Source organism: Bacillus sp. 2D03 (assembly GCF_003946765.1).
Lineage (GTDB): Bacteria > Bacillota > Bacilli > Bacillales > Bacillaceae_G > Bacillus_A > Bacillus_A cereus.
This window is the reverse complement of sequence record NZ_RPSJ01000003.1, coordinates 295204-315558: the sequence shown is the minus strand read 5'-3', so window position 1 is coordinate 315558 and position 20355 is coordinate 295204. Positions and strand designations below refer to the sequence as shown.

Below are 20355 nucleotides of genomic sequence, written 5' to 3'. Positions count from 1 at the left end.
TCGCCGATAAAATGAAAGAATCGCTGATATATTTGAATTATCGCCGATATAATTTTATGTACTAATTTCAGCTTCTACAAGATTAAAACCGCATGTTACGTTATTCCATATAATTAAACAAAATACGGAGAAAAACAATCATTTTTACTATATTTTGTTATAAATTTGAATAATATTAATTAATACCATCCACTATAAGAGATTTTAGTTGAATACATACTATATGGTGTGTAAAATCTAAGCAAGTAGCAGTTTAAATATAAATTCGAGGTGAATGCATGCTAGATTTTAAGCAGTTAGAAACTTGTTTAAAAGACAAGAGATTTGTAGATGGATTACAGGAAATAAATAATGAAATTGCATATATAAAAGAAACGAATACTTTATCCTATGTGAAGAAGTGGCTTGCCAATATTCCTTCGCATAAGGAGTTCGATATATTAATTCGCCTTACTGATGAAGGGCTTATGCACCAATACAGTTCATTCCTCATTCGTTACGCTTATAAAAAATTCCCAAATATGAGAACGCTCTCTTTATATTGTGATGAGTTAATTGATGAGCGGAAAATTCTTGAAGCGGAGCAGTTGTTAAAATCTTCTTTAGAAGAGTTAAGTAAAGAAGAAATAGATGCAGATTTTTTAGCGAAAACATATTTTACGTTAGTACGATGTCTTTTAGAAATGAAACGAAACGAAGAAGCGTTAATGTATATGCAAAAAGCAGAGGAGTACAGTGCACGCGCAGTGTTTGATAAATGGGGCTACGTTTATATGCATACAGGTGAATGGGAGAAAGCGGAAGAACAATTTATTGCTGGCATGCAGCATGAAGATTGTGAAGAGTTATCTACCTATTTATTATCACAATTGTATGCGAATAAAGGAGACCAAAAACGCGCGATACAGTTAATCGATGATGCGATTGTAAAATTCCCACAAGTACCATATTTTCATTTTGAGAAGATAAAGTATTTATTAGATTTAGAGCAATATGAAGAGATGTTAGCGGTAATAGATAACATAAATACTCAGCTGCCATATCATGCCTATAATACTTACTTTGTACATTTACGTGCAGAAGCACTGTACAAAATGAATAAATTTGCAGATTTACAAAAACTATTAAAAGAAGAAAAGAGTTTAAAAGAATCTTTATATCATAATTTAGAAAAAAATCCGGATGGAAAAAAGGTTCACTTGCCGATAGTTCCTATTGTACAAAAGGATAATTATTGTGTTCCGACAAGTTTAGAGATGATGTTGCGTATATGGGGAGAGAAACGTACACAAGATGAAATAGCAGAGTTTATTTTTGATATGACAGGTTCGAAGTTTTCAGATACTGTTTCTTATTTAGAAGAATTAGGTTATGAATATCGTTATTTTAAAGGAAATGAAGAGAATTATAAGAGACTGATTGACGAAGGGATTCCTGTTTTATTAAGTATAGATATTGAGCATGCTTCACACGTACAAGTGTTATCTGGATATGATGATACATTGCAAGCTTTCTATGTTCAAGATCCAAACTTTATAGAACCAGTTCTTGTGGAATATAGTAAATTACAAGAAAAATATCGTTATACAGGCTGTTTAGCAATCACGTTTGTTCCGAAAGAAAAGAAGGAGCAACTAGCGTTTCTAAGTGAAGAAGAAAATCGTTATTTTAAATCTATTTTTTCTCTTACGGATCATTTAGATGAACATGACAAAGAGGGAATTAGTAACTTAGTACAATTTTTAAAAGAAACGAGTGATAATCCAAATACGTGGTTATATACGATAAAGCACTTAGATGTTGAAGTAGATAAAGAATTTATTTTATATTGTATCGATAAGTTAATGGAAAAGTTTCCGAACTCGGACTTTGTTAAATTGCATGGTGCACAGTGTTTTATTCGTCTTCAAGAAGTAGAGAAAGCGGAGCAAATGCTGACAAGCGTTGAGAAGAAAAATAATCGTGCTTTATATCATTTAATAAACGGAAGATATGCGTTTGAACAGGAAAGTTATCTAGAAGCGATTTCAAGCTTTCGTTCATCGTTACAATTAGACGCAGATCAGCCTATTGCTTGGAGTTTTCTCGCTTTATCCTATATGTATATTGATCAATCTGAAAAAGCATTGCAATACTCTCAAGTTGCGTTAGAGCGTAGTCCTGAAAGGTTCACTTTAACAAATCACGGTTTAATATTAATAGATTTAGAAAGATATGAAGAAGCATATGAAATCTTTAATGACTTGTTAAAAGAGTATAAATATGAAGCGCATGTATGGTATGAACGAGCGAGATGTGCACATCAACTAGGGAAATTATATTTAGCAATAAAAGGGCTTAAAGTAGCGATTCATTTGGATAGTAATGCACCTTACATTTATACAAAACTTTCGGAAATATACGAATCTGATTTGAAGGATGAGGAAAGTGCGAAAGAAATTTTATTAAACGGTATTGAGAATTGTGATGATAAAGCACCTCTTTACGTAAAATTAGGTGACTATCATTTTCAAAATGATAGCTTGGAAGAAGCAGAAGTATTGTATAAGCGTGCTTTAGAAGAAAATGATGAGGATGTTTATGCTCACTTCGGACTTACACAAGTTTATATGGCAAGAGAACAATATAAGGAGGCAAAAGAATATATTCTTGGTCTTGAGAAGCAAATTGAAAAGAGCCAAGATTTCCTCATGAATGCAGGAATGGTTTTATGGGATGCTGAAATTGAACTTGGTGGAAATGAAGAAGGATTTAAAGTAGCGCTATCTAAGTTAGAAAATGGTATAAAGAAAAGTGATTATAATGTAGCAAGTGCGTTAGATGAATATGTGAATCGAATTAAAGGAACGGAATTTGTACAACGAGGTATAGCATTTTTAAGAACGTTACACAAAGAAAGAAATGAAGTAAGTGAGTACGGTTGTTATGCAGGTATTTTATATGAATCTATTGGACAGTACGGCCAAGCGATGAAAAGATATAATAAGGCGATAGAACAAATGGAAACGGCATTACCGTATTACCGAATTGGCGAAACACTTATGGCATTAGGGCAATTGACGGAAGCAAAGCAGGCGTATGAAACATGTTTAGAGCTTGATGGGGATTTCGTAGGTGTACATTTACAGCTTGCGGAAATATACGAAAAAGAAGAAAACCGTTCTAAAGAACAAAGTCATATGGTTCAGGCGATGAAAGAAGAGCCGTTGCATATTAATATGGAATATTTGGCACAGCTTTCAGTAGAAATGAACCTTCAGGAAGAATTGCTGATTGAACTAGAACAATTAGCGGACGAAGTACCTGAAATATGGCGTTTAGATGCGATTGCATATGTGTACGGAGCGATGAATGAAACAGATAAAGAACAAGCACAGATTGAATACGCGCTACAATTAGATGGTGAGCATATAGAAGTACTATATCATTATGCAAAAGTATTAGTGAAAAAAAGAAATGTAAAAGCAATTGAAGTTGCAATGAAAGTAATACAAAAAGATTTTGATAATGAACGTATATTTGATGTTTATGTAAAAGCAGTAGAGCAACATAAAAAATTGTCTAACATACGAGATTTTCTTCATACATTAAAGGTGAAAAAAGCAGAAAGAAGTACAGCATTCATGTATGCTGCAGCTGCGGTTACGGAAATATGGATTGAACGCCAGCTGCATGAACAGCCGAAACGATCTATCATTACGAGAGCTTTTTATCGTATGAAAAATCGTGCGAAAGAAATTTCAATGGTTACTATGATAATTGATTTATATGAAATCTCTTTAAAGTTAAATCCGAAAAATAGTATGGCAGCACAGCGATTTGCGCTATTTTATGAGAATGTAGAGATGAATAAAGAAGCAATAGAGATTCTGCACACGTCACTAGAAAATAAATGGAATTATGACGTAGCGAAGCAACTTGTAAATCTTTTCGTTGAGTGCGAGGAAGAAGATATGTTAAGAGATGCTTTGGAATTAACGAAACAAATGGTTCGAGAACTACCAGATGATTATGATACTCTTCTTCTGCAAGCACAAGTATTCTTTAAAGCAGGGGAAGAAAGAAAAGCAGAAAAGATTATCTTACAATTAACAGAGCAAACACCGTTTGTAAGTAGAGCATTTCTTGCTTTAGGAGAAATATATCAAAGTCAAGAAAGGTTTGAAGAGGCAATTCATGTATTAGAAAATGCTTCTGTACATCATCCAAATGAAACAGCAATTCTTCTTTCTTTAGCATCTTCATATCATGGTGTCGGCCAAACGATAAAGGCAGAAAAAATAACAAATGAAGTATTAATAATTGACGCGAGTGATTTGTTAGCAAGATATGATCGTGCTTGTTATTTAGCGCAGTTAAATAGAAATGAAGAGGCGAAGGAAGAGCTTGAATTTGTCCTTCGTGAGGATGAATCGGGATTCTTTGCTGAACTTATTGAGGATGATGAAAATTTAGCAGCATTGCGAGAATTTGAAAAGTAATTGTATAAGAATAGGGGAAAAAGATAAGGATATATTTTGAATTAGTTGACAATTAGTTGCTAAATGGCATAAAATAACTTTTAACAAAGTATACAAATCTGAAGACGAGAAAGAGTAAAATAGTGAGCTGTTCTCCAGAGAGCCGGTATATTGCTGAAAGCCGGTGTGCAGACGTTATTTGAAAATCATCTCCGAGGAGCCGAGGCTGAAAGTAAGTAAGCCCGGACGGATGTCTACCGTTACAAAGAACACGTATGATAGTACGTTGCTAAGTGCTATTAGTGAAAAAGCTAATAGAATTAGGGTGGTATCGCGGGTAAACCCGTCCCTACTTTATAGGGACGGGTTTTTTGTGTGCTTTAAAATATTCAAAGGAGTGATTGTATATGGAAAAAGTAGATGTAAAAGAATCAGCTGTAGGAAGAGAAATGCGAATTCGCAAACAGTGGAACGAACAAAATATTTTCGAACAATCAATTCAGAATCGAGAAGGCGCACAGTCTTTCGTATTTTATGAAGGACCACCAACGGCGAACGGACTACCGCATGTAGGTCATGCACTTGGACGAACAATTAAAGACTTAGTAGCAAGATATAAAACGATGGCTGGTTATAAAGTGTTAAGAAAAGCGGGATGGGATACACATGGTTTACCTGTAGAATTAGGCGTTGAGAAGCAACTTGGTATTTCTGGTAAACATGAGATCGAAGAATATGGCATTGAACCATTTATTCAAAAGTGTAAAGAGAGTGTTTTCACATATGAGAAGCAGTGGCGTGAATTCACTGAAAGTATTGGTTATTGGGTAGATATGGATGATCCATATGTAACTTTAAAGAATCCATATATCGAAAGTGTATGGCATATTTTGGGGACAATCCATGAAAAAGGATTGTTATATAAAGGACATAGAGTTTCACCATACTGCCCAAGCTGCCAAACCTCATTGAGCTCACATGAGGTTGCACAAGGGTATAAAACAGTAAAAGATTTAAGTGCAACTGTGAAGTTTAAAGTGAAAGATAGTGAAAATGAGTATTTCTTAGGTTGGACCACAACACCTTGGACACTTCCAGCAAACGTTGCGCTTGCTGTCCATCCAAATATGGAATACGTTAAAGCAAAACAAGAAAGTCATGTATACATTGTTGCGAAAGAACGTGTACAAGAAGTATTAAAAGAGAACTATGAAGTATTATCTGTTCATAAAGGCGAAGAATTATTAAACACATCTTATACAGCGCCATTTCCGATGAAAGAAGTTACAAATGGTTACCGCGTTATTGCAGCAGATTTTGTAACGGGAGATAGTGGTACAGGACTTGTTCATATTGCTCCAGCATATGGAGAGGACGATTATAGAGTCGTTCAAAGTGAAGGATTGTCATTTTTGCACGTTGTAGATGAAAAAGGTGAGTATACAGAAGCAGTACCATTTTTGAAAGGGAAATTTGTAAAAGATTGTGACGTGGATATCGTTCGTTATTTAGCGAAGGAAGGTTTACTGTATCATAAAGAAAAATATGAACATAGCTATCCGCATTGCTGGCGTTGTGATTCACCACTACTTTATTATGCAGGAGAAAGTTGGTTAATCCGAACAACTGCAATTAAAGATACATTTTTACAAAATAATGATTCTGTTACTTGGTATCCGAATCATATGAAACATGGACGTTTTGGTAAGTTTTTAGAAAATATGGTGGACTGGAATATTAGCCGAAATAGATATTGGGGAACACCATTAAACGTGTGGGAATGTGAAAGTTGTAATCATCAGTTCGCACCGAAGAGCATTGCCGAATTAAGAAAGCATAGTACGAAAGAAACACCGGAAGATTTGGAATTGCATAAGCCGTATGTAGATGAAGTGCAAGTGTGCTGCGGGAAATGCGGAGGCACAATGAATCGTACACCAGAAGTGATTGATGTTTGGTTTGATAGTGGTTCTATGCCATTTGCACAATATCATTACCCATTTGAAAATAAAGAGTTATTTGAAGAGCAGTTTCCAGCGGATGTTATTGCAGAAGGAATTGATCAAACACGCGGCTGGTTTTATAGTTTATTAGCAGTATCAGCACTATATACAGGAAAAGTACCGTATAAACGAGTGTTATCACTAGGGCATGTTTTAGATGAAGAAGGGCAGAAAATGTCTAAAAGCAAAGGAAATGCACTAGATCCAGTTGATTTAGTAGATAAGTTTGGTGCAGATGCGCTAAGATGGGCTTTACTTGTTGATAGTGCCCCGTGGAATGCGAAGCGTTTTTCTGAAAGAACAGTACTGGAAGCGAAATCTAAATTTGTAGATACATTAGTCAATGTGTATAGCTTCTACGTTTTATATGCAAATTTAGATGAGTATAATCCGAAAGAAAAGTATGATGTAAAGCTTACAAAATTAGACGAATGGGTATTATCAAGGTTGCATAGTACAACGAAAAAAGTGAGAACTGGACTTGATGATTATCAATTTACGAATGCAGCTCGTGAAATTGCAACACTTGTAGATGAAGTGAGTAACTGGTATGTAAGACGCTCACGTAATCGTTTCTGGGAATCTGGTATGAACGCTGAGAAAGCAGCTGCGTATGAGACACTTCATGAAGTGCTTGTAACAATTAGTAAATTAATTGCACCATTTACACCGTTTGTCGCGGAAGACATTCATCTAAATTTAGAAGGAAGCAGCGTTCATTTAGCCGATTATCCAGTTGTAAATGAATCACTACTTCAACCGAAATTAGAAGCGGAAATGGATGCTGTTTTACAAGTTGTTGAACTTGGAAGAAGTAATCGTAATCAGCATTCTTTAAAAGTAAAACAGCCGCTAGCAGAACTTGTATTACTTGAGCATAACGAGAATGATATGGATTGGGAATCTTATCGTGATATCGTTATGGATGAGTTAAATGTAAAAGCGTTCCATGTTGAACTCGATGAAACAAAATACACATCATATCAATTGAAGCTTAATTTTAAAACAGCGGGGCCGAAATTCGGTAAAAATGTGAATGCAGTGAATGGTTGGCTAAAACAATTATCACAAGAAGAAGTACAAAACTTTGTATCAACAGGAAGAGCAGTTTACGAAGCAACACCAGGAGAAGAAGTAGTTGTAACTGCTGAAGATGTGTTAGTTGAGAAAGTTGCAAAATCAGGATTCTCTAATACGACTAACGGACAATATACAGTTATGTTAGATACGAATGTAACGGAAGAATTGTTACAAGAAGGAGTAGCGCGTGAATTCATTCGTGCGGTTCAAGAATATCGTAAACAGTTGAATTTACCAGTTAATTTACGAGTCGATGTTATTCTTGATACAGAAGTAGAGCTACAGAGAACGTTAACGAACCATAAAGATTTATTGGAAGAAAACTTACTCGTTAAACAATTTACATTTGGTCACTTAACGAACGAAGACGATGAACTTTCTTTAGGTGAAACAAAACTTAGAATTAAATTAAGTGCAGCTAATTAAAGAAAAAAGGAAGTTGGAATGATTCCAACTTCCTTTTTGTATGATTAGAATTTATTTGACTATACATTCGATAGGACCACTAGCAATTGTCTTTTTTCATAGCGTACCGAACACAATACTGTAGAAATATATTTCTACAGTATTGTGTTCGGTTTATACATAAATATTGAGAAAATTTCACTTACCCTAAATGAAAAGGTAATAGAAGTGTTCATAGAGAATTACTCGTAGATTCAATTTTTATCCATCCGTTTTGCGGGGAATGATTGCCTAGTGGTAATGGGATAAGGTTGAGCTACTTTATTAGGGGGAGTGGTTCTATGTTTAATAAAAAAATGGTGGCAATGGCAATGACTGTGCCGTTAGTAATGGGGACAATTACTACGGTTTCAGCATTGGAAAAACAACAGCAAGTAAAGTTAGAAGCTTATTCGCCACAGAAAAAAGCAACTGAATATTTAAAAGAAAATGCTGCGCAGTATGGATTGAAAACAGATCTTTCAGACTTGCAATATATTTCTACAACAGAAACGTCAGTAGCTTCATATGTTAGGTTCCAACAAGTTGTTAATGGTGCACCTGTATTTTCAAAACAAATAACAGTTACGCTTAACGGAGAGGGAAAGGGAGTACTCGCTGTTTCTGATTATCAGCCTGTTACAGGTGTGAAGGAAGTAACGACAAAAATTAGTGAAAAAGATGCAATACAAAAATCAATGGCATATGTTGGAGAAGCAAGTGAGCAAAATTTATGGGCTCCTACAGATAAAGAGTTCGGATATATTGTTGAAGAAGGAATTGCTCGTCCAGTATATAAAGTTGTAGTCCATTCTAATAATCCATTTGGTGCATGGGAAACATTTATTGATGCAGAAAATGGAAAGTTAATTAAAAAGGTTGATATAAACCGAAAAGCTGAAGGGACAGGAAAAGTATTTTTACCTAACCCAGTCGTATCTAGCGGTAGTAAAGTAGGCTTAAAAGATAATAACGATGCAGATTCAACAGCTCTAACGAACCAATTAAAAACTGTTACGTTAAAAGGTTTAGATGGAACAGGATTTTTAATTGGAGAATATGTAACGATTTCTTCAAAAGCGAAAACAAAATCTACAAACTTACAATTCAACTATACACGTGCAAATGATAGCTTTGAAGATGTAATGTCATATTATCATATTGATACATTGCAACGTTACATTCAAAGTCTAGGGTTTAAAAATATTAATAATCGTTCGATTAAAGTGAATGTGAATGGAACAACAGCTGATAACTCATTCTATTCACCGACAACGAAAGCTTTAACATTTGGTACTGGCGGTGTTGATGATGCAGAAGATGCTGGTATTATCGCACATGAATATGGGCATTCGATTCAAGATAACCAAGTTCCTGGCTTTGGTAGTTCAGCAGAAGGTGGAGCGATGGGAGAAGGATTTGGCGACTTCTTAGGTGCTACGTATGAAGATGCAGTATCGACTACTGGATATGGTAAAGCATGTGTTGGAGAATGGGATGCGACAGCTTATTCTAGTTCAGATCCAACATGCTTACGCCGATTAGATACGAATAAAGTATATCCGAAAGATATAACGAATGAAGTGCATGATGATGGTGAAATTTGGGCTCAAGGCCAATACGAAATGGCACAAGCTTTTGGCCGTGATGTAGCAACGAAAATTATTTTACAATCGCACTGGTCATTAACACCAAACTCTAAATTCAGTGATGGAGCGAAAGCGATTAAGCAAGCGGATGCTCTTTTATATGGCGGACAACATGCTGCTGATATCGATCGCATTTGGGCAGCGAGAGGCATTAGTACGAATTAATATAAAAAGTCGTGGCATTTATAAGCCACGACTTTTTAATTTGCTTACGAACTGGTACTAGTAAATAAAGCTATATCAATGATAGTGTGAATATATCCGTATCCCATTTACTTTTTAGCTTCTTTAAAAACAAAATGCTCTTTAAATTTTCTAGATTCAACTTTTTGACCATTTCGCATCGATCGGAATGGGTGTTCTTGCCATGTAATAATAACATCAACTTCATCCGCTTTTGTAGCAACAGGTAAATTAGCGTGTTCAAATCCAGTTTTTCCACTTGCCAAACGACTTTCCTTTAGGGAAAAGAGTTCATATTTCGTTTTCTTATTTGGTTCGTTGCGGAATACTTCTACGTTTACATTATATACTTCACTATTCCCGACATTCTTTACTGAAAAATGATATGTTTGAAATTCATCTTTTTTAGCTTGAAGCATATTCTTGTTTGTTTTTTTCGGTTTATCAATATTCACTTGCCATTGATCAGAGTTTTGAGAGATTGGTAAAGATTTTGGTGAATAGGCGTACGTTTCGTTTACTACAATTAAGCAAAACAAAAGGAGAAAGAAACTAATTGCTTTTTGCATATACACACCTCGCTTTAAAATTTTTATTAATATGCGTAAATGAATAAGTTTTTATGTAAAAATTGGAAAATATTAAAGGGGTAATTTCGGATGTAATACATAAGAATATGTATTACAAAATTAACTTTTCACACTTTAGAAGAAGTTAGGAGTTAGAAAACCAGAATGTTTCAAAAAAAGCTTGCGTTTTATAAGGTGAGGAGTTAGAATACTCTGTAAATATAAAAAGTGATGATCAGGAAAAGTACATGGTGCAAAGGTCTACAGAGAGCAGCCGGTTGCTGGGAAGGTTGCGATACCGCATGATGGAAAGACACCTGTGAGTGTTGCTTTGAACGTGATTATTAGTAAAAGCAAACGGTACCTACCGTTATCAGGGCTAAGATGGTCAGTATGACAATTTGGGTGGTACCGCGGAAAAAATCCGTCCCTATTTATAGGGGCGGATTTTTGTATTCTTTGAAAGGGGGTGAGTGACCGTGGATGATGACGATGACAACAATAACGTAAATAAATATAAAATTACTGGAGGGAAAAATAATGGATTCAATAATGAAGCGTTCACTCACAAAAGAATGTACAAAGCAAAACGGAAAGGTTGTATTACTTCAAGGATGGGTAAAAAAAATTCGGCATCTTGGAAATGTTAGTTTTTTATTATTACGGGACAGAACAGGAGTAATTCAATGTGTATTAGAAAATGAATTGGCTGGATATAAAGTTGATGTAGAAAGTGTCGTCCACGTAATTGGTGAAATAGTCGAGACGTCGAAAACAGAATTGGGTGTTGAAGTACTTGCTCATGAAGTGAACGTAATAAACGGTGCAGAGCCACTTCCATTTGAAATAAATAAAAAGAAATTACAAGTTGGCTTAGATCAACTACTTAATGAGCGAGTAATATCATTAAGGCATGAGCGAACCGCAGCAATTTTTAAAGTGAAATCTACACTCGTTCAAAGCTTTAGTGAATTTCTTATAGAGAACGATTTCACACGAATATTTACGCCGAAAATTGTTTCGCAAGGGGCAGAAGGAGGAGCAAATGTTTTTAAGCTTCCATACTTCCAAAAAGAAGCTTATTTAGCACAATCACCACAGTTCTATAAGCAAATGATGGTGGCAGGTGGGTTAGAACGAGTTTTTGAAATTGCACCTGTATATAGAGCGGAACATCATAATTCTTCCCGTCATTTGAATGAATATATATCGTTAGACGTAGAGCTTGGTTTTATTCATGATTTTTATGAAGTGATGCAACTAGAAACGGATGTTTTACGATATATGTTTCAACAAGTAGCGAAAAAATGTGAAATAGAACTACAACTATTACAAATAGAAGTACCTATTATTACTGAAATACCTAAAATTACATTGTTAGAAGCACAAGAAATTTTGAAAAGTAAGTATCGTAAAGAATCTCCTGTAGGGGATTTAGATACAGAAGGTGAAAAGTTACTAGGGAAATATGTGAAGGAAATATATAATAGTGAATTTGTTTTCATTACGCATTATCCGAAAGAAGCGAGACCGATGTATACGATGCCGAATAAAGAGAATCCATCTATTACTGATTCATTCGACTTATTATATAAAGGATTAGAAATAACGTCAGGGGCACAGCGAATTCATAATTATGAAATGTTACTCGCTTCGTTTAAAGAAAAAGGATTACACCCGGATAAATTTCAATCTTATTTAAATACATTTCGATATGGTTGTCCACCACATGGAGGTTTCGGAATTGGGTTAGAAAGGGTTGTATATAAACTTTTAGAATTAACAAATGTACGAGAGGCGAGTGCTTTTCCGAGAGATTGTACTCGTCTCATACCGTAAAAAGAATCTTCGCGATTATCGCGAAGATTTTTTTATAGTTCGTTTAAAAAGGTGAAAATATAGACTCTTTCTTTTTCTAATAAGCTTAGTAAAAGTCAGTTGAAATATGAACCATTTCGACAAAAAAATCAATATACCCTTGACAGTTACAAATATAACAGATATACTTCATATTAATTTCAAAAGAAAATATATTCTAAATATTAAAATGTGTTGAATAGGAGTAGTAAGGTCATGTATTTGTACAGAGAGCTATGGGTTGGTGTGACATAGTCAAATGACATCCTGAACTCGCCTAGGAGCAGTAAGGTGGAACGGAATTACATTCTTAGTAAATCTTAACGGTTAACCTTCGATATTAGGTTTGTAATCAAACGATTACTACTAAGGTGGATTCATAATGGAATCAATAAGGGTGGTACCGCGTTAAGTAAATGGCTTAGCGTCTCTTTATATAGAGATGCTAGGCCATTTTTTTATTATATGGAAGAAGAAATGGAGGGTTTATTTGAATAGGTTTATAAAATTTATTTATTTGTATAAAAAGATTTAATTAGGAGGAAAATGAGATGAAACAGACGGAGCAATGGACTTCGAAATTAGGTTTTATAATGGCGGCAGCCGGATCAGCAATTGGACTTGGTGCGATATGGAAGTTCCCTTATATCGCTGGGAAGAGTGGGGGAGGAGCGTTCTTTTTAATATTTATATTATTTACTGTTTTAATTGGACTACCGCTACTTATAGCTGAATTTATGATTGGACGCAGTACGCAGAAACAAGCAGTTGGAGCATTTAAAAGCATCGCACCAAATACAGGATGGCATTGGATTGGACGCCTTGGCGTTGGAACGTGTTTTATACTACTTTCGTTTTATAGTGTTGTAGGTGGATGGGTATTAATTTATTTATTCAGAGGAATAACTGGACAACTGATTACTCCAGGACAAAATTACGGTACATTATTTACTGAAACAATTGGGAATCCTGCTTGGGCTATTATGGGACATTTCGCTTTTATGTTCATTACGATATGGGTTGTATCAAAGGGTGTACAAAACGGAATTGAAAAAGCAAGTAAATATATGTTACCAGCATTGTTCGTTTTATTTGTCGCTCTTATTATTCGTTCGTTAACACTTGATGATGCAATGAAAGGTGTGAAGTTTTTCTTACAACCAGATTTCTCAAAGATTACTTCGGAAAGTATTTTGTTCGCAATGGGGCAATCATTCTTTGCAATTAGTATCGGGATTTCAATTATGGTTACGTATAGTTCCTATTTAAATAAAAAAGAAAGTTTACCAAAATCAGCAATAACAATTGTTGGATTAAATTTATTTGTTTCATTATTTGCAGGTCTTGCTATTTTTCCAGCCGTATTTTCATTAGGAATGGAGCCAACAGAAGGACCTGGATTACTATTTATCGTATTACCATCTGTATTTAGTCAAATCCCATTCGGTGGATTTTTCTTAACAGTATTTCTTGCACTATTTACATTTGCGACATTAACATCAGCATTTTCTCTACTAGAAACTGTTGTTTCAGCATTAGCAAATGGTGAACAAGAAAGAAGAACGAAATTATCATGGATGATCGGCTTCTGCATTTTCTTAGTAGGTATACCATCTGCGTTATCATTTGGAGTATGGAGTGAAATTACGATTTTTGGAAAGAATATTTTTGATGCAGTAGACTTTTTATCTAGTAATATATTAATGCCACTTGGAGCACTATTTATTAGTATTTTCGTTTCATTCAAAATGGAGAAGAAGGTACTAGAAGCAGAGTTTTTTGTAGGTGGAAATTATGGAAAGAAAGTATTTACTTGTTGGGTATTTTTACTTCGATTTGTAGCACCACTTGCAATAATTATCGTCTTCTTAAATGTAATAGGGATTATTTAATATTAAATGTTATAATATTCAGTAAAAAAAGGGGGCGATGATCATAAAGGAAAATTTGATAGAAGCAGGGAAATATATGAATATTAGAGGGAAAAAGCTATACGTTGAAACACATGGAAATCCTAAAAATAAGCCAGTCTTATACTTGCATGGTGGACCAGGAGAAAGTTGTTATGATTTTTCATTTCATCAAGCGGAACGTTTAAAAGATTCTCTATATGTAATTATGATAGATCAAAGAGGTGTTTGTCGCTCAGAAGAAATTACTGAAGACGAAGCTTTTGGATTAAATGATTTGATTGAAGACTGTGAGGAATTAAAAAAAGTATTACAAATTGAGAAGTGGTCTATAATTGGACACTCTTTCGGTGGATATGTAGCATTGCTTTATGCGTCGATATATCCAAGTTCAATAGAGAAAATAATATTTGAAGGACCAACTTTTGATTTTGCATTAACAAGTAGGGCTTTGTTAAAAAAGACAGGGCATTTATTAAAAAAGTATGGAAAAGAAGAAGTAGCAGAAGAGTCTCTTGCTTATTCATCTAGCAATGCTAGTTCAAAAGAGTTGTTAGAAGCTTATATAAGACTAAGCAATGAATTAGAAGAAAAAAGAATGGAGATTTACAATAATAAGGAAGATAGGACAGATGAGAGTTTATACAGTGATGAAGAGTGGGAAAAATTTTCAAATCGCTCTCAAATTCATTTTGATAGATTAAAATTAGAGGGCTCATGTCATACGTCATTATTATATAAAATAAAAGAAGTACAAAATCCAATGTTATTAATTGTAGGAAAACATGATGTAGTAACGTGTGAAGAACAAATTAAAACATTTAATAAAGATGCCCGAAACGGCAAGTATATCGTATTTGAAGAGAGCGGTCATTCACCTCATTATGAGGAAGCGGATAGATTTGCAGAAACAGTCATACATTTTTTGAAATGAAGAAAAGGGTGCTTCTATAAATGAGAGGCACCCTTTCTAAATTTCTGGATATGTGATTGTGATGTTAGGCCACTTACTTTGCCAATTCTTTTTTATAACTCTGTTTTTGTACATATGTAATCGTTCTTTCGATTCAAGAAAATGAGCTGTTGGTTTCACTTGTAAGGAAAGGACATCTTCAATACCACATGGGGCTGTTAAGATAACGTTGTTTAGTTCATCAAGTGTAACTCCTAAAGCCGTTGCTGTTTCAGGGAATTTAGAAATAGCATTAACAGAAGAAGAATATGGTGGCATATTATTCACTACATGCATACGATCTTGATTTTTTACAGACCAAGGGATAGTAGCATCAATATTCATTAATTTCGTTTCTAATGATTGTTCGTATATCTCATCTTGATGTAGACTATCATAATAAATCACATCAACATCAGGCATAGCCGTTTTCGCTTCATAGTCATGTAAAGTATCCCAAATTTTAGAACGAACAAATCCGGCACAAATCCACCAATCAGGTAGCTCTAGTGATTTTGCCATTTGTAATACATTCATCATCCATTCGTCGTTTTCTATTAAGCGAATTATATCTTTCTCTGTTTTGATCTTCATTGATAAATTCACCTTTCTAGTAAATTAATGCATCAGTTCAATAATCCATAAAATCCAGTAAGCACCTGGTACAAATAGCAGTTGTGCTAATAATGTGCCGAGAAGTCTAGAAATCATTAGCCAACCATACATTTTACTCATAGATTCAGCACCGCTTTCTGATTGTAGAGCACGTTCTGTTAAAAGAGCAATGCGTGGATCGAGTAATACAGTTAATAAAATAGTGGCGAAACCATTTACAAGGCCAGAAGCTGTACTTGCATTTGTTGCATAATCTGGATTTAAAAAAGAAGCGTAAAGGGCTGAAAGTACCCCTGCTGTATAAATAGCAGTAGCAAACATGTTAATAAGCATAATACGCTTTGGAATACCACCGATACGCAGTCTATGAATCATTTCTAACTTTGGAAAACGGACATATTTTTTTGTGTACTTTAATTTTTGAATGTTATTCGTTTTCATCATTCGAATGAAAGAACCGTCTGTTTCAAAGTTTTGAATGACATATCCAAATAATTTTGTCAAAGTTGGATAAAGAATGATCGCGATTAATGTACCGATAGAAGCCGATAATAGTACGAGTCGTATAATATGCTCTAAATTAATAGAAGAATCTAGTTTTGCTTCATCGACAATACCACCGATTAAAAAGGCTTGTAGTAAGTTTGATGTTCTTGAAATAAGTAACACCATTCCTACAACAGACAAGGCAACCGCAATCTTCTTTAAACGTACTCCAGCTAATCGAATACTATAAGAGCTTGTTTCAACTGCGTGGATCACAATTGTGAAAGCCATTATAAAAATTAACGTAATTGACATTTGTTTCACCAGTTTCTATTAAAATAATTGTAACTTTTTTACTGTATCATATCTATCGTATTTTGTAACTGAAAGTATGTGACATATGGAAATTGATTTTTCGAAAAAATAGATAATAATAGTATAATAAGGAGAAGTGGAAGAGATGTTAGCACTTATTTATACAGCAAATTAAGTGGAGGAATGAAGCATGTATAAAACATTTCTATTTGATTTAGATGGAACTTTAACGGATCCGAAAGAAGGGATTGTAAACTCGGTTTTATATGCATTAAAAAAAGTAGGAATTGAAGAAGTACATATAAGTGAGTTAGATTCATTTATAGGTCCTCCTATTCAGCAATCATTCATAGAGAGATATAATATGAGTGAAGGAGAGGTTGAACGTGCTGTTTTTTACTTCCGTGAGTATTTAAAGCAGCGTGGATTGTTTGAAAATAATGTATACGAGGGGATTCTGAAGCTCTTGCAACAATTAAAAAGTTCAGGGAATCGCATATTCGTAGCAACTTCAAAGCCCACTGTACTTGCGAAACAAGTTATAGAGCATTTTCAATTAACGAATTATTTCGAAGACATCATTGGAAGTAATTTAGATGGTACGAGAATAAAAAAAGAAGAAATAATTGCTCATATTTTACAAACACATGAAGAACTAAATAAAGAAGAAATGATAATGATTGGTGATAGAAAGCACGATATAATAGGTGCGAATCAGAATGGAATTGCTTCAATTGGTGTTTTATATGGCTATGGCTGTGAAAAAGAACTGACTGAAGTTAGTGCGACCTACATAGTGAAAGATGTTGAAGAACTGTATCATTTTTGTGTAGAGAAAAATTTAATACAGCAGTAAATATAGATTCTAGCAATCCCTTTATAACGTATGACGATGAATTCGTTTCTGTTTAAAGGGATTTTTCATATGTAATCGAATAATTATAATTAGACATTTTTAGCATAAAAATTTGTATGAATAAGAGGAGGGATGTCAGAATTAAAAGTTTAGTAGAAATTTATCAATAAAATTTAGAATATTCTGTTTAATGGAGGGGTAAAATTGGAGTTAGTTATTATATTATTAGCACTAAGTTTACTTATGTTCGTAGCATACAGAGGTTTTTCTGTTATTTTATTCGCGCCGATATTTGCATTATTTGCAGTATTTTTGACAGAACCTAGTTATGTATTACCTTTCTTTTCTAATATCTTTATGGAGAAAATGGTTGGATTTATAAAATTATATTTTCCTGTGTTTTTATTAGGAGCAATATTTGGAAAAGTAGTGGAAATGTCAGGAATTGCAGATTCTATCGCAAAAACAATTATTGAGTTAGTTGGTGAAAAACGTACTATATTAGCGATTGTATTAATGGGGGCTATTTTAACGTATAGTGGTGTTAGTGTGTATGTAGTAGTGTTTGCTGTTTATCCGTTCGCAGCTAAGTTGTTTCGACAAGCTAATATTCCAAAGCGTTTAATCCCTGGAACGATTGTTCTTGGAGCAGTAACGTTTACAATGGATGCGCTACCTGGATCACCACAAATTCAAAATGTAATACCTACAACATTTTTTAAAACGGATATTTATGCTGCACCGATACTTGGGATTGTAGGAGCAATTTTTGTTCTTACATTAGGTTTACTATATTTAGAGAGTAGACGTAAGAAGGCAAAAGCAGCAGGTGAAGGATATTTTGGTTTTAATGATGGAAATACTGAAATGGCAGCATCTTTGCAAGTAGAACAAAAAAATATGCCATTAATTAATAACATTGAAATCACAAGAGCACAACAACTTATTGCATTTATACCACTTATTTTAGTAGGTGTAATGAATAAAGTGTTTACTATTATGATACCAAAGTGGTATCCAAGCGGTTTTGATTTTTCTGCAATTGGTATGAAAGCATTTGGAAAAGTAGAATTAAGTGCAGTGGTAGGAATTTGGTCTGTAGAATTGGCACTTATTATAGGGATCTTAACAACGTTATTATTATATTGGAAGCGAGTAGTAACAGGTTTCCAAGCTGGATTGAATACAAGTATTGGTGGAGCGCTACTTGCAACGATGAATACAGGAGCTGAGTTTGGATTCGGTGGTGTCATTGCAGCACTTCCAGGCTTCGCAATTATGAGAGATGGCATCTCTGCTACTTTCACAAATCCGTTAGTGAATGGTGCAGTAACGACGAATATTTTAGCTGGAATTACAGGCTCGGCATCAGGAGGAATGGGAATAGTATTAAGCGCAATGGGAGATAAATTTATTGCAGCGGCCAATCAATTTGATATTCCATTAGAAGTTATGCACCGTATCGTATCAATGGCATCAGGAGGAATGGATACACTACCACATAACGGGGCTATTATTACTATTCTTACAGTAACAGGATTAACACATAAACAGTCATATAAAGATATATTTGCTATTACAATTTTGAAAACGGTTGCTGTATTTTTAGTTATCGCATTCTATACTTTAACAGGACTCTATTAAAAAATTTGAATCGTAAAGATTCATCAAATCGATAATTTATATTATAAAATATTAATTAGGATAAGAAGGGGTGGGGGACTTGCAAGAGGTTTCTGAGTTTCGTATGCCAAATTCGGTATTATATGGAAGAAATTCGCTTGAAAAACTGGGAGAACAATCAAAAAAGTTAGGGAAAAAAGCTTTTATAGTTACTGATACAATTATGGAGAAATTAGGATATGTTGAAAAGTGTATGCAACAACTAAATAAGAAAGGTATTACTGTTAGCACATATAATAAAGTGGATGCTGAGCCTACAAATATACACGTATTAGAAGCGTTATCTCTTTGTAAAGAGGAAAAGTGCGATTTTATTATCGGTATTGGTGGTGGAAGTTGTATTGATGCTGCGAAAGCGGTAGCGGTTTTATATACAAATGGTGGAGAAGTTGAGGATTATGTCCAAAAGGATATTGAAATAGAAAACAATCCACTACCACTTATTGCAATTCCAACAACTTCTGGTACTGGTTCGGAAGTTACAAGTGTAGCAGTAATTACGAATAAAAAAACAGATGTAAAAATGATGATGAAGCATCCTAGTTTTATACCGAAAGTAGCAATTATAGATCCAGTTTTGACAAGTTCGTTACCACCACAAATTACGGCAGCAACAGGAATAGATGCGTTATGTCATGCGATTGAAGCTTATATTTCTAAATTTTCACAACCACTTACAGATGTACTTGCTCTTTCAGCTATTGAAAGTATTATGAAATATTTACGTATAGCATATGAAGATGGACATAATATGGAGGCAAGAGAAGCGATGATGATTGCTTCCTTACAAGCTGGAATTGCATTTTCGAATGCATCAGTTACATTAGTTCATGGAATGTCAAGGCCAGTGGGAGCATTATTTCATGTACCGCATGGAATATCAAATGCCATACTATTACCTACAGTGTTAGAGTTTACAAAAACAAGTGCAGTGAAAAGGTTAGCAAAAATTGGACGTAACTTAAATAAGGATTTGTATTCGAATTCTGATGAGGAAGTAGCAGACTATACGATTGGGGAAATAAAAAAGCTTTGCTATGATCTTCGTATTCCAAATTTAAAAGAATACGGTATCGATGAAATTGAATTTGAAAATGCTATCTCTAAAATGGCATCAGATGCAATTGAAAGTGGTAGCCCAGCTAATAACCCACGTGTTCCATCATATGATGAAATCAAAGAGTTGTATCGAGAGTGTTTTAATTATAAGTATAAAGAATTTATAAAAATATCAGATTATTAATTTCAGAATATTCTATAAAAATTTCCTTGGAAATGAAAGTACAATTATTC

12 protein-coding genes and 3 other annotated features are annotated in these 20355 nt (G+C 34.3%); of the genes, 9 read left to right on the top strand and 3 right to left on the bottom strand.

The window, feature by feature from the left end:
- The first annotated feature begins 278 nt into the window (after positions 1-278).
- The 3 genes from EBQ15_RS09815 (at position 279) to EBQ15_RS09805 (ending at position 9801) form a co-directional block, all read left to right on the top strand.
- Positions 279-4481 carry a bacteriocin-processing peptidase family protein gene (locus tag EBQ15_RS09815; RefSeq protein WP_000883830.1) on the top strand — a complete coding sequence of 1401 codons (4203 nt, stop codon included), beginning with the start codon at positions 279-281 and terminating at the stop codon, positions 4479-4481.
- A 92-nt stretch (positions 4482-4573) separates the two neighbouring features.
- Positions 4574-4814: a binding site (T-box leader), on the top strand.
- A gap of 53 nt (positions 4815-4867) precedes the next feature.
- Positions 4868-7969: an isoleucine--tRNA ligase gene (gene ileS, locus EBQ15_RS09810; RefSeq protein ID WP_000416538.1), complete on the top strand. Its 3102-nt coding sequence runs from the start codon at positions 4868-4870 to the stop codon at positions 7967-7969.
- 320 nt (positions 7970-8289) lie between these two features.
- Positions 8290-9801 carry a M36 family metallopeptidase gene (locus EBQ15_RS09805; protein ID WP_000482293.1) on the top strand — a complete coding sequence of 504 codons (1512 nt, stop codon included), beginning with the start codon at positions 8290-8292 and terminating at the stop codon, positions 9799-9801.
- A gap of 107 nt (positions 9802-9908) precedes the next feature.
- Here EBQ15_RS09805 and EBQ15_RS09800 read toward each other — a convergent pair whose 3' ends face one another.
- A complete protein-coding gene (locus EBQ15_RS09800) occupies positions 9909-10388 on the bottom strand; it encodes a hypothetical protein (RefSeq protein ID WP_001167912.1) in 480 nt (159 codons plus the stop codon).
- Between the two features lie 222 nt (positions 10389-10610).
- Positions 10611-10823, top strand: a binding site (T-box leader).
- Positions 10824-10928: 105 nt separating this feature from the next.
- On the opposite strand from EBQ15_RS09800, the gene aspS reads away from it, so the two are divergent.
- From aspS to EBQ15_RS09780, 3 genes are all read left to right on the top strand, one after another.
- Positions 10929-12227, top strand: coding sequence for an aspartate--tRNA(Asn) ligase (gene aspS / locus EBQ15_RS09790; protein WP_000377335.1), 1299 nt, complete (start codon positions 10929-10931; stop codon positions 12225-12227).
- Positions 12228-12431: 204 nt separating this feature from the next.
- Positions 12432-12680, top strand: a binding site (T-box leader).
- 116 nt (positions 12681-12796) lie between these two features.
- On the top strand, positions 12797-14137 hold the full coding sequence (locus EBQ15_RS09785) for a sodium-dependent transporter (RefSeq protein WP_000814541.1): 1341 nt from the start codon (positions 12797-12799) through the stop codon (positions 14135-14137).
- 76 nt (positions 14138-14213) lie between these two features.
- Positions 14214-15089 (top strand): alpha/beta fold hydrolase, encoded by an 876-nt coding sequence (locus tag EBQ15_RS09780; RefSeq protein WP_016117725.1) that lies wholly within the window; start codon positions 14214-14216, stop codon positions 15087-15089.
- 36 nt (positions 15090-15125) lie between these two features.
- On the opposite strand, the gene EBQ15_RS09775 is transcribed toward EBQ15_RS09780, so the two are convergent.
- Complete coding sequence (locus EBQ15_RS09775; RefSeq protein ID WP_000695360.1) at positions 15126-15701, bottom strand: nucleotidyltransferase family protein; 576 nt, start codon at positions 15699-15701, stop codon at positions 15126-15128.
- 24 nt (positions 15702-15725) lie between these two features.
- Positions 15726-16523 (bottom strand): lipid II flippase Amj family protein, encoded by a 798-nt coding sequence (locus tag EBQ15_RS09770; protein WP_000028915.1) that lies wholly within the window; start codon positions 16521-16523, stop codon positions 15726-15728.
- 190 nt (positions 16524-16713) lie between these two features.
- On the opposite strand from EBQ15_RS09770, the gene EBQ15_RS09765 reads away from it, so the two are divergent.
- The 3 genes from EBQ15_RS09765 (at position 16714) to EBQ15_RS09755 (ending at position 20305) form a co-directional block, all read left to right on the top strand.
- Positions 16714-17379, top strand: coding sequence for an HAD family hydrolase (locus EBQ15_RS09765; protein WP_000278483.1), 666 nt, complete (start codon positions 16714-16716; stop codon positions 17377-17379).
- Positions 17380-17583: 204 nt separating this feature from the next.
- The gene (locus EBQ15_RS09760; protein ID WP_000424327.1) at positions 17584-19023 is read left to right on the top strand and encodes a GntP family permease; all 1440 of its coding nucleotides are present in this window, start codon (positions 17584-17586) and stop codon (positions 19021-19023) included.
- A gap of 79 nt (positions 19024-19102) precedes the next feature.
- Positions 19103-20305, top strand: a complete 1203-nt coding sequence (locus EBQ15_RS09755) for an iron-containing alcohol dehydrogenase (RefSeq protein ID WP_001158677.1) — start codon at positions 19103-19105, stop codon at positions 20303-20305.
- Positions 20306-20355 lie beyond the last annotated feature (50 nt).

Bases quoted from the DNA above. Each gene is read 5' to 3' on its own strand.
- EBQ15_RS09815 (WP_000883830.1), top strand. From the start codon at position 279: ATGCTAGATTTTAAGCAGTTAGAAACTTGTTTAAAAGACAAGAGATTT.
- ileS (WP_000416538.1), top strand. From the start codon at position 4,868: ATGGAAAAAGTAGATGTAAAAGAATCAGCTGTAGGAAGAGAAATGCGA.
- EBQ15_RS09805 (WP_000482293.1), top strand. From the start codon at position 8,290: ATGTTTAATAAAAAAATGGTGGCAATGGCAATGACTGTGCCGTTAGTA.
- EBQ15_RS09800 (WP_001167912.1), bottom strand. From the start codon at position 10,388: ATGCAAAAAGCAATTAGTTTCTTTCTCCTTTTGTTTTGCTTAATTGTA.
- aspS (WP_000377335.1), top strand. From the start codon at position 10,929: ATGGATTCAATAATGAAGCGTTCACTCACAAAAGAATGTACAAAGCAA.
- EBQ15_RS09785 (WP_000814541.1), top strand. From the start codon at position 12,797: ATGAAACAGACGGAGCAATGGACTTCGAAATTAGGTTTTATAATGGCG.
- EBQ15_RS09780 (WP_016117725.1), top strand. From the start codon at position 14,214: ATGAATATTAGAGGGAAAAAGCTATACGTTGAAACACATGGAAATCCT.
- EBQ15_RS09775 (WP_000695360.1), bottom strand. From the start codon at position 15,701: ATGAAGATCAAAACAGAGAAAGATATAATTCGCTTAATAGAAAACGAC.
- EBQ15_RS09770 (WP_000028915.1), bottom strand. From the start codon at position 16,523: ATGTCAATTACGTTAATTTTTATAATGGCTTTCACAATTGTGATCCAC.
- EBQ15_RS09765 (WP_000278483.1), top strand. From the start codon at position 16,714: ATGTATAAAACATTTCTATTTGATTTAGATGGAACTTTAACGGATCCG.